This is a genomic window from Gordonia neofelifaecis NRRL B-59395, assembly GCF_000192435.1.
Taxonomy (GTDB): domain Bacteria; phylum Actinomycetota; class Actinomycetes; order Mycobacteriales; family Mycobacteriaceae; genus Gordonia; species Gordonia neofelifaecis.
On sequence record NZ_AEUD01000007.1, the window covers coordinates 57380 to 70432 of the forward strand.

At 67.2% G+C, this 13053-nt stretch carries 17 protein-coding genes; 12 read left to right on the forward strand and 5 right to left on the reverse strand.

The features are described 5' to 3' along the window. Nucleotides 1-154: 154 nt before the first annotated feature. Nucleotides 155-1846 carry a purine-cytosine permease family protein gene (locus SCNU_RS09635; RefSeq protein WP_009679177.1) on the forward strand — a complete coding sequence of 564 codons (1692 nt, stop codon included), beginning with the start codon at nt 155-157 and terminating at the stop codon, nt 1844-1846. Between the two features lie 54 nt (nt 1847-1900). On the opposite strand, the gene SCNU_RS09640 is transcribed toward SCNU_RS09635, so the two are convergent. Beyond that, nucleotides 1901-2899: a type IV toxin-antitoxin system AbiEi family antitoxin domain-containing protein gene (locus SCNU_RS09640; RefSeq protein ID WP_009679178.1), complete on the reverse strand. Its 999-nt coding sequence runs from the start codon at nt 2897-2899 to the stop codon at nt 1901-1903. 369 nt (nt 2900-3268) lie between these two features. Here SCNU_RS09640 and rpsH point away from each other — a divergent pair, with 369 nt between their 5' ends. From rpsH to SCNU_RS09690, 10 genes are all read left to right on the forward strand, one after another. Further along, nucleotides 3269-3667: a 30S ribosomal protein S8 gene (gene rpsH / locus SCNU_RS09645; RefSeq protein ID WP_009679179.1), complete on the forward strand. Its 399-nt coding sequence runs from the start codon at nt 3269-3271 to the stop codon at nt 3665-3667. Nucleotides 3668-3678: 11 nt separating this feature from the next. Then, nucleotides 3679-4215, forward strand: a complete 537-nt coding sequence (rplF, locus tag SCNU_RS09650) for a 50S ribosomal protein L6 (RefSeq protein WP_009679180.1) — start codon at nt 3679-3681, stop codon at nt 4213-4215. Between the two features lie 3 nt (nt 4216-4218). Next, the gene (gene rplR / locus SCNU_RS09655) at nt 4219-4617 is read left to right on the forward strand and encodes a 50S ribosomal protein L18 (RefSeq protein ID WP_009679181.1); all 399 of its coding nucleotides are present in this window, start codon (nt 4219-4221) and stop codon (nt 4615-4617) included. A 34-nt stretch (nt 4618-4651) separates the two neighbouring features. After that, entirely contained in the window at nt 4652-5296 is a 645-nt protein-coding gene (gene rpsE / locus SCNU_RS09660; protein ID WP_009679182.1) for a 30S ribosomal protein S5, read from the forward strand. 2 nt (nt 5297-5298) lie between these two features. After that, nucleotides 5299-5478: a 50S ribosomal protein L30 gene (gene rpmD, locus SCNU_RS09665; RefSeq protein WP_006895590.1), complete on the forward strand. Its 180-nt coding sequence runs from the start codon at nt 5299-5301 to the stop codon at nt 5476-5478. Between the two features lie 2 nt (nt 5479-5480). Further along, nucleotides 5481-5921 carry a 50S ribosomal protein L15 gene (gene rplO, locus SCNU_RS09670; protein ID WP_009679183.1) on the forward strand — a complete coding sequence of 147 codons (441 nt, stop codon included), beginning with the start codon at nt 5481-5483 and terminating at the stop codon, nt 5919-5921. Nucleotides 5922-6136: 215 nt separating this feature from the next. Beyond that, nucleotides 6137-7468: a preprotein translocase subunit SecY gene (gene secY / locus SCNU_RS09675; protein ID WP_009679184.1), complete on the forward strand. Its 1332-nt coding sequence runs from the start codon at nt 6137-6139 to the stop codon at nt 7466-7468. Then, nucleotides 7465-8013, forward strand: coding sequence for an adenylate kinase (locus tag SCNU_RS09680; RefSeq protein WP_009679185.1), 549 nt, complete (start codon nt 7465-7467; stop codon nt 8011-8013). Before secY ends, SCNU_RS09680 begins: the two co-directional genes overlap by 4 nt. A gap of 7 nt (nt 8014-8020) precedes the next feature. Further along, complete coding sequence (gene map / locus SCNU_RS09685) at nt 8021-8812, forward strand: type I methionyl aminopeptidase (protein WP_009679186.1); 792 nt, start codon at nt 8021-8023, stop codon at nt 8810-8812. Between the two features lie 167 nt (nt 8813-8979). Beyond that, nucleotides 8980-9408: a hypothetical protein gene (locus tag SCNU_RS09690; protein ID WP_009679187.1), complete on the forward strand. Its 429-nt coding sequence runs from the start codon at nt 8980-8982 to the stop codon at nt 9406-9408. A 3-nt stretch (nt 9409-9411) separates the two neighbouring features. Here the strand turns inward: SCNU_RS09690 and SCNU_RS09695 are convergent, their stop codons facing one another. Next, nucleotides 9412-10638, reverse strand: coding sequence for a glycosyltransferase 87 family protein (locus SCNU_RS09695; RefSeq protein WP_139025927.1), 1227 nt, complete (start codon nt 10636-10638; stop codon nt 9412-9414). 86 nt (nt 10639-10724) lie between these two features. Between SCNU_RS09695 and SCNU_RS09700 the strand changes: the two genes are divergently transcribed. Then, nucleotides 10725-11576: an LLM class F420-dependent oxidoreductase gene (locus tag SCNU_RS09700; RefSeq protein WP_009679189.1), complete on the forward strand. Its 852-nt coding sequence runs from the start codon at nt 10725-10727 to the stop codon at nt 11574-11576. A 7-nt stretch (nt 11577-11583) separates the two neighbouring features. Here the strand turns inward: SCNU_RS09700 and dtd are convergent, their stop codons facing one another. Genes dtd through SCNU_RS09715 form a run of 3 tightly spaced genes read right to left on the reverse strand, consistent with a single transcriptional unit; the run spans nt 11584 to nt 13053 of the window. After that, nucleotides 11584-12036: a D-aminoacyl-tRNA deacylase gene (gene dtd / locus SCNU_RS09705; protein WP_009679190.1), complete on the reverse strand. Its 453-nt coding sequence runs from the start codon at nt 12034-12036 to the stop codon at nt 11584-11586. Between the two features lies 1 nt (nt 12037). After that, nucleotides 12038-12655 carry an SIMPL domain-containing protein gene (locus tag SCNU_RS09710; RefSeq protein ID WP_009679191.1) on the reverse strand — a complete coding sequence of 206 codons (618 nt, stop codon included), beginning with the start codon at nt 12653-12655 and terminating at the stop codon, nt 12038-12040. Continuing rightward, a complete protein-coding gene (locus SCNU_RS09715; protein WP_009679192.1) occupies nt 12652-13053 on the reverse strand; it encodes a phage holin family protein in 402 nt (133 codons plus the stop codon). The genes SCNU_RS09710 and SCNU_RS09715 overlap by 4 nt, the downstream gene beginning before the upstream one ends.

The window sequence follows — 13053 nt, forward strand, 5'->3', positions numbered from 1 at the left end:
CCAAGCGCTTGCTAGGTTACCAGTCTGCGGACGCCACGCATTCGTAACGTCGCCCGCCGCACACGTAGCACGGCCGAAACTCGCGCGTCGCCGCGTGGAGACATCTCGTCCATACGGTCAGCTCACCGAATCAACAACGGCGAGTGGAGGATCGATGACCGATCAGGTGACGCGCGACATCGGGGCGGTGTCCGCACCCGATCTCGAAGAGCGCGAGGCGCTCAAGGAGACACTCGAGGACTACACGCTGCGTTTCGCGCCGCGAAGCTATCGCAAGTGGAGCGCGGCCGTGGTCGCCACGTCGGCTCTCGGCGGCATCGCCTACCTCGCCGACTTCTCGATCGGCGCGAACATCGGCATGGCGCACGGCACCGGAAATGCGCTGTGGGGCATCGGATTGTTCGCGACGGTGATCATCGCGACGGGCATCCCGCTCGCGTACTACGCCGCTCGGTACAACCTCGACCTCGACCTGATCACCCGCGGCAGCGGATTCGGCTACTACGGCTCGGTGGTCACCAATCTGATCTTCGCGTCGTTCACCTTCATCTTCTTCGCGCTCGAGGGCTCGATCATGGCCCAGGGTCTCAACCTCGGTCTGTCGATACCGCTGCCGATCGGCTATCTCGCGTCGACGCTGATCGTGCTGCCGCTGGTGATCTACGGAATGAAGGCCCTCGCGAAACTTCAGGTGTGGACCACGCCGCTGTGGCTGGTGATGATGGTCGGTCCGCTGATCTACCTGCTCGCCGCGCACCCGGGTTCGGTCTCCGAGTTCCTCGCGTTCTCCGGTGTCGACGAGAACGGCGCGCCCCGCGGAGCCGGGGTCAGCTGGGCCGGAATCATGCTGTGCGCCGGCGTCTGCCTGTCGTTGATCGCACAGATCGCCGAGCAGATCGACTACCTGCGGTTCATGCCGCCCAAGACTCCCGACAATCAGCGCCGGTGGTGGACCGCCGTCCTGATCGCCGGCCCGGGCTGGGTGCTGTTCGGCGCCGTCAAGCAGATCGTCGGTCTGTTCCTCGCCGTCTACCTGATCGCGAACGTCGCGGACGGCGCGGGAATCGCCAATCAGCCCGTCCACCAGTTCGTCGCCGTCTACGACGAGATGATGCCCGCCTGGCTGGCGATGACCCTGGCCGTGGTCCTCGTGGTGATCTCGCAGATCAAGATCAACGTCACCAACGCCTACTCCGGTTCGCTGGCCTGGACCAACTCCTTCACGCGGGTCACCAAGACCTACCCAGGCCGCCTCGTCTTCGTGGTCGTGAACCTGGCGATCGCGCTGGTGCTGATGGAGGCGAACATGTTCAGCTTCCTGTCCGAACTCCTGAACTTCTACGCGAACTGCGGCATCGCCTGGATCGTCGTCGTCGCGACGGACATCGTCGTCAACAAGTACCTGCTCGGCATCAGCCCGAAGGATCCGGAGTTCCGCCGGGGCATGCTGTACGCCGTGAACCCGGTCGGATTCGTCTCGGTGATCGTCGCCGCGGGCGCCTCGATCGCGGTCTTCTTCGGAGCGTTCGGCGACGGGATCGCGCCGTTCTCACCGCTCGTCGCCGCGGGTCTGGCCGTGGTCCTGCCGCCGGTGATCGCGATCCTCACCCGAGGTCGCTACTACCTTCGTCGCACCGACGACGGCATCGACCTGCCGATGTACGACGAGCACGGCAATCCCAGCGACGCCAAGCTCTGGTGCTGCGTCACCCAGACCGAGTTCGAACGCCCGGACATGCTGGCCTCGGCACTGCCTGCGCCGGACGGGTCGAAGCAGTACATCTCGTCGCTGGCCCTGGCGTGCGACAAGACGGGCGCGCACATCCTGCCCGAACAGCGCACCTGACCTGGGCGGAGTCCCCGGCATGAATCCCCAGTGTTCGGCGTGACCACCAGGTGGTCACGCCGAACACTGCTGTTGCCGGACGGCGCACTCGGGCGACGCGCACGGCGTCGTCCGGCCCGTCCAGCCGAGGCGATTCATCACGACGCCGAGCTTCGAGGCGGTCGTGCACGACCGCACCGCCGCCTGTCCCCAGCACAGTCGGAGCGTGCGGGCGCGGGCGAACACGGCCGCGTCGAGGTCTCGCTCCATGTCGCGGTCGCGGGCGAGCGCGTCGTCGTGGAAGAGCCTGCCGTCCAACTCGACGATCAGTCCGAGGTCGGGGTAGTGGAGGTCCCGGAATCCGCTTCGCCCGGCGGTCGTCGGCGCCTGCCGGTTCGGGGTGGGCAGCCCGTGGGGACGTTCCACCCGGGTGAGGAATCGGTGTTCCAGCGCCGAGCAGGTGCCGCGGGCGACGTCCGTCAGGACGTCGTGAATGAGTACCCGGTGGCGGATCCGTGCCCGCCGATCGAGCGCCGCGAGAAGGCGGGGCGCGGTCGTCAGCCTGGCCTGCACCGGGTCGGCCAGCGCGGCGATCACGCCGAGCTCGGTGGTCGCGCGGGCGGCGACGTCGAGGACTGCCTCGTCCACTCGGACCCGGGGAGGCAGCGCACCCGTCATGGTGACGGCGTCGAGATCCGAGCGGTGATGGAAGACGACGCCGCGCTTGGGCGTGATTCGCCGACCGGATTCGATGGCGAGGTGAATCGCGTCGGATCCGCCGAGCCGCTGGGCGTCGCCGGACGCGACCAGCAGCGCCGACTGGTCGCTCAACGCCGCGGGCTCGGCGACGAGGATCGCGCACCACGCCCTCTGCAGCCACGTCGCCGGTCCGGTGTGGGTGAGGTAGATACCCGGGTGAACGCGGACCCACGCGCCGCTGCGGAGCCGACGTCGGATGAAGGCCGAATCCAGTCCGCACGCGCAGACCTGCTCGCGCGTCACCACGCCGTCCTGGTCGCGGAGCAGACTCGACAGTCGTGCCGCTGCGACGTGCTCATGTCCCGCTTCCCCCATGCGGATGAGTCTGAATCGGCCGGCGGGGCAGCGGAAGACATTCGGACCGGCTGTGGACAGTCCCGTACGAAATCCCCAGTGTTCGGCGTGACCACCGGATGGTCACGCCGAACACTGGGGGAACGCCGCCCACTGATTTGGGTTCTGCCTGCAGATTCACTACACTGTTTCAGGTTGCCTGGGTGAAGTGTGCCCCCAGGGCCCACAACTTCATACAGCTTGACGGTGCCGGTGAAAAGCCAATGGCATCTTCGGGCGTTGAACAATGCACAACTATCCACTTCGTGGAAGGCCCACCAGTGCTGATCGGCAGAGATGCCGGTGACACCGCTGTATGGGAACCGCTACGAGAAAGGTTGACGGTCAACCATGACCATGACTGACCCGATCGCAGACTTTCTGACGCGTCTGCGTAACGCCAATTCGGCGTACCACGACGAGGTGTCGCTGCCGTCGTCGAAGATCAAGGTGAACATCGCCGAGATCCTCAAGCGCGAGGGCTACATCACCGATTTCAAGGTCGAAGACGCTGAAGTCGGCAAGAAGCTCACCGTGACCCTGAAGTACGGCCCGAGCCGCGAGCGCAGCATCGCCGGCCTCCGCCGTGTTTCGAAGCCGGGTCTGCGTGTGTACGCAAAGTCCACCAACCTGCCCAAGGTCCTGGGCGGCCTCGGCGTGGCCATCATCTCCACGTCGTCCGGTCTGCTCACTGACCGCCAGGCAGCAAACCAGGGCGTGGGCGGCGAAGTCCTCGCTTACGTCTGGTAGGGGAGCGAAACATGTCGCGTATTGGTAAGAACCCCATTGAAATCCCCGCAGGCGTCGACGTCGCAATCGACGGCCAGGACGTCAAGGTGAAGGGTCCGAAGGGCGAACTCAGCCTGACGGTCACCTCGCCGATCGAGGTGGCGAAGGAAGAGAACGCCATCGTCGTCACGCGTCCGAACGACGACCGGCAGAACCGTGCACTGCACGGCCTGAACCGCTCGCTGCTGAACAACCTCGTCGTCGGTGTGACCCAGGGCTACACCACGAAGATGGAGATCTTCGGTGTCGGTTACCGCGTCCAGGCCAAGGGCAAGGACCTCGAGTTCGCCCTCGGCTACAGCCACCCCGTGCCGATCGAGGCTCCGGAGGGCATCACCTTCGCGGTGGAGTCCCCGACCAAGTTCTCGGTCTCGGGTATCGACAAGCAGCTAGTCGGCCAGATCTCGGCGAACATCCGCCGCCTGCGTCGTCCGGACCCCTACAAGGGCAAGGGCATTCGCTACGAGGGTGAGCAGATCCGCCGCAAGGTCGGAAAGACGGGTAAGTAAGCCATGAGTGAAACAGCAACCGTTCGCAAGCCCCTCGGCAAGGACGTCTCGACTCGTCGTCGCACCGCGACCAACCGTCGTCACTTCCGTCTGCGCAAGAAGATCAACGGCACCGCCGAGCGTCCGCGCATGGCCGTCAAGCGCAGCAGCCGTCACATCCACGTCCAGGTCATCGACGACCTGACCGGTCGTACCCTGGCCGCCGCCAGCAGCATTGAGGCTGACGTGCGCGCCGCCGGTGGCGACAAGTCGGCTCAGGCCGCCAAGGTCGGCGAGCTCGTCGCCGCCCGCGCCAAGGCCGCAGGCATCGAAGCCGTCGTCTTCGACCGCGGTGGCAAGGCGTACCACGGCCGCATCGCGGCTCTGGCAGACGCCGCCCGCGAGGGAGGACTGCAGTTCTGATGATGACCAACAAGATTAACGGAGGGGACTTCTGATGCCCGGACGTCAGCGTGATGGCGGCAACGGACCCGCCGGAAACAACAGCAACGACAACCGCGGCGAGCGTCGCGGCCGCGGCGATCGCCGCGACAACCGCAACCGCGAGCGCGAGGAGAAGAACCACCTCGAGCGCGTGGTGACCATCAACCGCGTGTCGAAGGTCGTCAAGGGCGGTCGTCGCTTCAGCTTCACCGCTCTCGTGGTCGTCGGCGACGGCCAGGGCATGGTGGGCGTCGGCTACGGCAAGGCCAAGGAAGTTCCCGCGGCGATCCAGAAGGGCGTCGAAGAGGCTCGCAAGAACTTCTTCCGCGTTCCGCTGATCGGCGGCACCGTGACCCACCCGGTTCAGGGTGAGGCCGCGGCCGGCGTCGTGATGCTTCGTCCGGCCAGCTCGGGTACCGGTGTGATCGCCGGTGGCGCCGTGCGTGCCGTCCTCGAGTGCGCGGGCGTCACCGACGTCCTCGCCAAGAGCCTCGGCTCGGACAACGCGATCAACGTGGTTCACGCCACCGTCGCCGCACTGAAGATGCTGCAGCAGCCGGAGCAGGTCGCTGCTCGTCGTGGACTGCCGGTCGAGGACGTCGCTCCGGCAGGCATGCTGCGCGCACGCGCCGCTGCCGCTGCGAACAAGGGAGCATGACCATGGCTGAGCTGAAGATCACCCAGATCAAGGGCACCATCGGTACCAAGAAGAACCAGCGTGACAGCCTGCGCACCCTTGGGCTCAAGGGCATCCGTCAGACCGTCACCCGCGAGGACACCCCGATCAACCGCGGCCTCATCAACGTGGTTCGTCACCTCGTGACAGTCGAAGAGGTTTAGTCATGACCATCAAGCTGCACCACCTTCGCCCCGCTCCGGGTGCGAAGACCGAGAAGACCCGCGTGGGTCGCGGTGAGGGCTCCAAGGGTAAGACCGCTGGTCGCGGTACCAAGGGCACCAAGGCGCGCAAGAACGTTCCGGCCGGCTTCGAAGGCGGCCAGATGCCGATTCACATGCGCCTGCCGAAGCTGAAGGGCTTCACCAACCGCAACCGCGTGGAGTACCAGGTCGTCAACGTCGGCGACATCGCCCGCCTGTTCCCGGAAGGCGGCGCCATCGGCATCGCCGACCTGGTCGCTGCGGGTGCCGTCCGCAAGAACCAGCTCGTGAAGGTTCTGGGCGACGGTGAGCTCAACGTGAAGGTCGACGTCACCGCCGACAAGTTCACGGGCTCCGCCAAGGAGAAGATCGCCGCTGCCGGCGGCACCGCGACGCAGGCCTGAGCCTCCGCCGCATGCAGAACAGCCGAACCGGTCAGGTGAGCGTCCGCACGACTATTGAGTCGTCGGCCGCGCACCTGACCGGTGGCCGTTCACCGGACTGTTAAAGTTTCACCGTGGGCGTCCGTCGTCGGGCGCCCGGGTCATTTCCGAGTCGACCGCCAATGCACGATGAGGCTGACGTGCCCACCGAGTCTGCGGTGCTATAGGAGGAGTTAGTGCTTTCCCCCCTCGTGGCGACCTTCAGGACGCCCGACCTGAGGAAGAAGATCTTCTACGTCCTCGGCATCCTCGTGCTTTACCGCCTCGGTACGACGCTTCCGTCGCCCGGTGTGGACTTCAAGGAGATCGAGAGCTGCGTCGACGCGGCCAGCCGCGGCGACTCGGGTCAGATCTATTCGCTGATCAACATGTTCTCCGGCGGCGCACTGCTGCAGCTGTCGGTGTTCGCGATCGGCATCATGCCGTACATCACGGCCAGCATCATCGTTCAGCTGCTCACCGTGGTCATCCCGCGGTTCGAGCAGTTGCGAAAGGAAGGCCAGTCGGGCCAGACGAAGATGACGCAGTACACGCGTTATCTGACTGTCGCCCTGGCGCTGCTGCAGTCGACCGGCATCGTCGCACTGGCAGCCACCGGAAATCTGCTCCCGTCGAGCGGCGCGGACTGCAACGCCGACGCGATCCTCAACGACACCAGCGTGTTCGGCCTGTCGATCATCGTGCTGGTGATGACCGCGGGCGCCTGCCTCGTCATGTGGTTCGGTGAGCTCATCACCGAGCGCGGCGTCGGCAACGGCATGTCGCTGCTGATCTTCACGGGCATCGCCGCCCGTATCCCCTCGGAGGGACGCACCATCCTCCAGCAGCGCGGCGGCCTCGCCTTCGGCCTCGTCTGCGTCGCGATCTTCCTGATCCTCGTCGCGGTGGTCTTCATCGAGCAGGGCACCAGACGAGTACCGGTGCAATACGCCAAGCGCATGGTCGGGCGGAAGATGTACGGCGGCTCGTCGACGTACATGCCGATCAAGGTCAACACCGCGGGCGTCATCCCGGTGATCTTCGCGTCCTCGCTGCTCTACATCCCGCAGCTGGTCATTCAGCTGACGAACAGCAACGACGGCGAAGCGGCGGGCTGGAAGCTGTGGCTCCAGGACAACTTGATCAACCCGTCCAGCTGGTTCCACATCGTCGCGTACTTCCTGCTGATCATCTTCTTCACCTACTTCTACGTCGCCGTGACCTTCAATCCGGAGGAGCGCGCGGACGACATGAAGCGGTACGGCGGATTCATTCCGGGCATCCGCCCCGGACAGCCGACCGCTGACTACCTGAGCTACGTGCTCAGCCGGATCACGCTGCCCGGCTCGCTGTACCTGGGCATCATCTCGATCCTCCCGAACCTGTTCATGGACATCGGCGGCGGCAGCGCCTCGAACATCCCGTTCGGCGGTACCGCCCTCCTGATCATCGTGGCCGTCGGCCTCGACACGATCAAGCAAGTGAACAGCCAGTTGATGCAACGCAAGTACGAAGGGTTCCTGAAGTGAGACTCGTCATCCTCGGACCGCCCGGAGCGGGCAAAGGCACACAGGCCGAACTGATGTCGGAGGCCCTCGGCATTCCGCACATCTCGACCGGTGACCTCTTCCGCGCGAACATCTCGCAGGGCACGCCGATCGGGGTGGAGGCCAAGAAGTACCTCGACGCAGGCAACCTGGTCCCGCCGGAGATCACGATCAACATGGTCCGTGAGCGAGTCGCCGAGCCGGACGCGTCGAAGGGCTTCATCCTCGACGGGTTCCCGCGCTCCACTGAGCAGGCCGTGGCCCTCGAGGGCATTCTCGACGACCTCTCGACCAAGCTCGACGGCGTGCTGTCGTTCAAGGTCGACACCGACGTCGTCGTCGAGCGCATGCTCGCCCGCGGTCGTGCAGACGACACCGAAGAGGTCATCCGCAACCGCATGGCGGTCTACGACGCGGAGACCGCGCCGTTGCTCGACCACTACGCGGACCAGGTCACCGAGATCGACGCCGTCGGCAGTGTCGACGAGGTGCACCAGCGCGTGCTGCGCGCGCTCGGCAAGGCCTGATCCTCCAGTGGGTTTCCGCAAGCCGAAGCCGGTCCCGTTCAAGTCGGCGGGTGAACTGGACGCGATGGAGGCGGCGGGCGCGATCGTCGGCGCCGCCCTCGTCGCGGTCCGGAACGCTGCGAAGGCCGGCATGAGCACGCTCGACCTGGATGAGATCGCCGAGTCGGTGATCCGCGATGCGGGCGCGGTGCCGTCGTTCAAGGGCTACCACGGGTTCCCGGGCTCGATCTGCTCCTCGGTCAACGAGGTGGTCGTGCACGGCATCCCGTCGAAGGACGTGGTGCTCGCCGACGGGGATCTGGTGTCCATCGACTGCGGAGCCATCCTCGACGGCTGGCACGGCGACTCGGCGTGGACCTTCGGCATCGGTGAGCTGTCGACGGCGGACAGCGAGCTCAGTGAGGCGACCCGGCTCTCGATGGAGGCCGGCATCGCGGCGATGATCCCGGGTAACCGGCTCACCGACGTCTCGCACGCGATCGAGCAGGGCACCTACGCGGCGGCGGCCACGTTCGGTCGTGACTTCGGCATCGTCGACGGCTACGGCGGCCACGGCATCGGCCGCGAAATGCACATGGATCCGTTCCTGCCCAACGAGGGCAAGCCGAATCGGGGTCCTCGGCTGGTCGTCGGATCGACGTTGGCGATCGAGCCCATGCTGACGCTCGGCACCGAGGCGACCACTGTGCTGGACGACGACTGGACGGTCGTCACCGACGACGGTTCGCGGTCGGCCCACTGGGAACACACGGTGGCCGTGACCGAGGACGGCCCGCGCATTCTGACGCCGCGACGCTGACACCGGCGCACGGCAGCATTTTCACGGGAGACCCCCGATCGAGTGAGTCCACTCGGTCGGGGGGTCTTCGGTTTCGTCGGCCGGTCCCGCAGCGTCGGGGTCGGGCCTACGATGCGGTTGACGCGGCGGACGAACTTCGTCGGCGGAGGCGGAGGAGCACGGTGCCCATGAGCGACAACGGAATCCAGATGCGGCATCGGCTGGCCGTGCTGGGGAGCGGGCTCGCGGTCGTGGCGGTGGCCGTCATCGTGTTCTTCGTCGTGAACAGCGCGAAGCAGTCGGACACCGGTGACGCCGAGCAGCGGGAGCAGGTCGAGGCGGTCTACCACGACTATGCGATGGCCGTGCAGTCCGGCGACGTCGCCTCGGCCCGCGTGTGCACGGGACGTACCGAGCCGACCGAGAAGCTCGCGCAGACCGAGGGCATGCTCAGCGGCATCGGCACGGCGGGCAGCGAGGTCCGCGTGAAACTGGTGTCGATCACCGTCGACGGCACGACGGCACGCGTCGACGGCGCGCTCAACACGATGGGGACCGACGTGCCGTTGCCCGCGGAGTTGCGGAAGGTCGACGGCCGGTGGTGTGTCTGGGCCTGACCCTCAGTCCCCGGCACGTACCGGTGTGCGGTCGGCTGTCTCGAGCGCCGCGGTCGGTCGCCAGCGGACGGCGCCGACCACCAGGACGGCGACGGTGAACCAGACGTAGGCGTCGCCGACGATCCGCTGCCACCACGTCCAGCCGAGCTCGGCGTCGTGGCCGCCGGGCAGCAGCCAGTGCGGACCGACGGCGAAGACGACGGTGGCGAGGACGGTCGTGGCGACCAAAGGCCAACCGAATCGCCGCGTGGTGATCGCGTAGACCGCCACCAAGAGCGCCGGCGCCACCCAGGTCCAGTGGTGCGACCAGCTGACCGGCGACACCAGCAGCACCGCGGCCGCGTTGACGAGCAGCGCCGTCGCCTGCTGGCCGGCGGCGAGCAGACGATGCATCCAGACCGCGGCGAGCACGACCGTCAGCGCGGACAGCGCGATCCACAGAGCCGTCGACACGCCTTCACCGAGTCCGAACCGGAACACCGCGCCCTTGATCGACTGATTGCCCGCATAGTAGGGCGCGCCGATCCGGCCGGTCTCCCCGAGCGTGTGGAACCAATACTTCGCGGAGTCGGCCGGCATCACGAGCCAGGCCACGGCGACCGCGCCGACGGTGCCCGCGACCATGGTCGCCGCACCGCGCCAGTCGCGGCGAAGCAGGAAGTACAGCAGGAAGCCCGCGGGGGTGAGCTTGATCGACACCGCGACGCCGATCAGCAGCCCGCGTGGCCAACGGGGATGCCGGCACAGGATGTCGAAGGCGATCAACGCCATCAGGACGGCGTTGATCTGCCCGTAGCTCAGCGTCTGTCGCACCGGCTCGATGAACTCGGCGATCGCGGTGCCGCCGATCACGACCGTCCAGCGGTCGATGAGGTTCATCCGCGGCGCCAACCTCGCGAGCACCATCCACAGGGTCAGCCCCACGGCGGCGAGGGTGAGGGCGAACATCAGGGCGTCGGCGGCGGCGGTCGGGATGATCGCGAACGGACTGAACGCGATCGCCGCGAGCGGGGGATAGGTGAACGGCAGTGCGTGGCCGTCGACGAGAGGCGTCGGGCCGTACAGCGACTCGCCGTCGAGCCAGAGCCGGGCGCCCATCCGGTACACGTGGAGGTCCAGGTAGCTCTGCCAGCGGATCCCGATGACCGTGTTGATCGCGAGGAGCGCGACGGCCAGACCGAAGAGACGGCCCCGCTGGGCGGTGGTCGTACGGCTCAGCGGATTCGGCACGAGGGGAAGGGTATCAGCGCGCCGTGCCGGGACCCGGATCAAGCCGACCGGGAATAGCGCGGTGGTGACCACCGGTTGCACGGACCATGACCGACAGTGACAGGGCATCGCACATTCAGCGCTTCGGCCGGCACGGCGTCTGGGGCGGATTCAACCAGTTCTCACCGGAGAGCGCACGGGAGATCGAACGGCTCGGCTACGGGACGATCTGGCTCGGCGGCTCGCCGGCACACCTGCGGCCGGTCCGGCGGGTCCTGGAGGCCACCGAGGCGATCACCGTCGCCACCGGCATCGTCAACATCTGGAACACCGATGCGGCCGCCATCGCCGCCGAGTTCGCCGACCTCGAACAGGACTTCCCCGGCCGCTTCTACCTCGGCATCGGCGCGGGCCATCCGGAGGCCACCGCCGAGTACACCTCGCCGTACCGGGCCGTGCAGCAGTATCTCGACGTTCTCGACGACCGCGGCGTCCCGGTGAATCGACGGATTCTCGCCGCTCTCGGTCCCCGCATGCTGGCGTTGTCCGCCGAGCGCGCCCTCGGTGCCCATCCGTACCTGACCACACCCGGGCACACCGCTGTCGCCCGCGAGACGGTGGGTGACGGCGTACTCCTGGCTCCCGAGCACAAGGTGGTCGTCGACGCCGACCCGCAGGCGGCGCGCGCCGTCGGCCGCCCGCCCGTGGATCAGCCGTACCTCCATCTGCGCAACTACACGTCGAACCTGAAGCGGCTCGGCTACACCGACGCCGACATCTCCGATGGCGGCAGCGACGCCCTCATCGACGCACTGGTCGCGCACGGCGACGCCGCCACCGTCCGCGCACAGGTCGACGAACACCTCGCGGCGGGTGCCGATCACGTCGCACTGCAGGTCCTCGGGTCGTCGGACCTGACCGCAGACCTCGCGGCGATCCTCGCGTCACCGAAGCGGTGATCGGGCTTCAGACGTCGAGGACCAGCGTCACCGGGCCGTCGTTCACGAGGTCGACGTGCATGTGGGCGCCGAAGCGGCCGGTGGCGACCGTCGCACCGAGGCCGCGGAGTTCGTCGACCACTCGCTCGACGAGCGGTTCGGCGACCGGGCCGGGGGCCGCGGCGTTCCACGACGGCCGCCGCCCCTTGTCGGTGTTCGCGTACAGGGTGAACTGGCTGATGACGAGAATCGGCGCGTTCAGATCGGCGGCCGACGCCTCGCGGCGGTCGTCGCCGCCGTCCAGGATGCGGAGTCGCCAGAGCTTGTCGGCGAGCTTGGCTGCGGCCGTCGGACCGTCGTCGTGCGTGACTCCGACGAGCGCGACCAGTCCGAGCTCGCCGTCCGACAGGTCGAGTTGACCGACCGTCTCGCCGTCGACGGTCACCGAGGCGGAACTGACCCGCTGCACCACCGCGCGCATGTCAGACGAGCTCGAAGACGACGGCGACCGACGCCGAGAACTGTTGCTCCCCGGCCTCGATCGGCGGCTCCCCGCCGGCGAAGGCCGCCAGGCGGGGCACGGGTGAGGTGCTCGGCGCGCCCTCGCTGATCGAGAGCCCACGGCCCAGAGACGCACCGGCCAGCCGTGCGTACTGCTCGGCGCGATCACGGGCATCGGCGAACGCGGCGTCGCGGGCGGCGGTCAGGGCCCCCGAGGGATCGGCGACCGACAGCGACAGTCCGTGCACCCGCAGGTCGTCACCGCCGGCGCCGGCGGCGGCCGACAGCACGGACCCGGCCGCGTCGAGTTCGCGCACCGTCGCGGTGAGCATGTTCGACACCTCGTATCCGGTGATTCCGGGGTCGTCGCCCCGGCGGTACTGCGGCTGGACCGACAACTGCGACGTGGCGAGGTCGGTGCGCGCGACACCCGCGTCGACGACCGCCGCGATCACCGCTCGCATGGAGACACCCGCCCGGTCCATGGCCGTCGACACATCGGCGTCGGCCACCGCGACGCCGATCTGGACGCGCACGACGTCGGGAACCGCGGACACTCGGCCGCTGCCGTCGACCGATACCGTTCGGACGTCGGTCACAGGTTCTCCACGCTGTCGCGCATGACCATCGCGGTGAGCCAGCCGACGATCGACACGACGATCGCGCCGAAGATCGCCGACCAGAAGAAGTCGTCGACGACGAGGCCGTGGTGGAAGACGTTGTTCGTCAGCCAGCTGGTGATCTCGAGCATCAGGGCATTGATGACGATGTGGATGAGCCCCAGCGTCAGGATGTACAGCGGGATCGACAGGATCTGGATGATCGGCTTGATGAAGCCGTTGACCAGACCGAAGACCACGGCGACGAAGAAGACGATGCCGAGCTTGGTCCACCACGAGTCCAGACCGCCGAACTCGAAGTAGATGCCGGGAACGAGGAGGGTCGCGATCCACAGGGCGACACCGGTCAGAGCGCTACGGATGAGGAATGCTCGCAT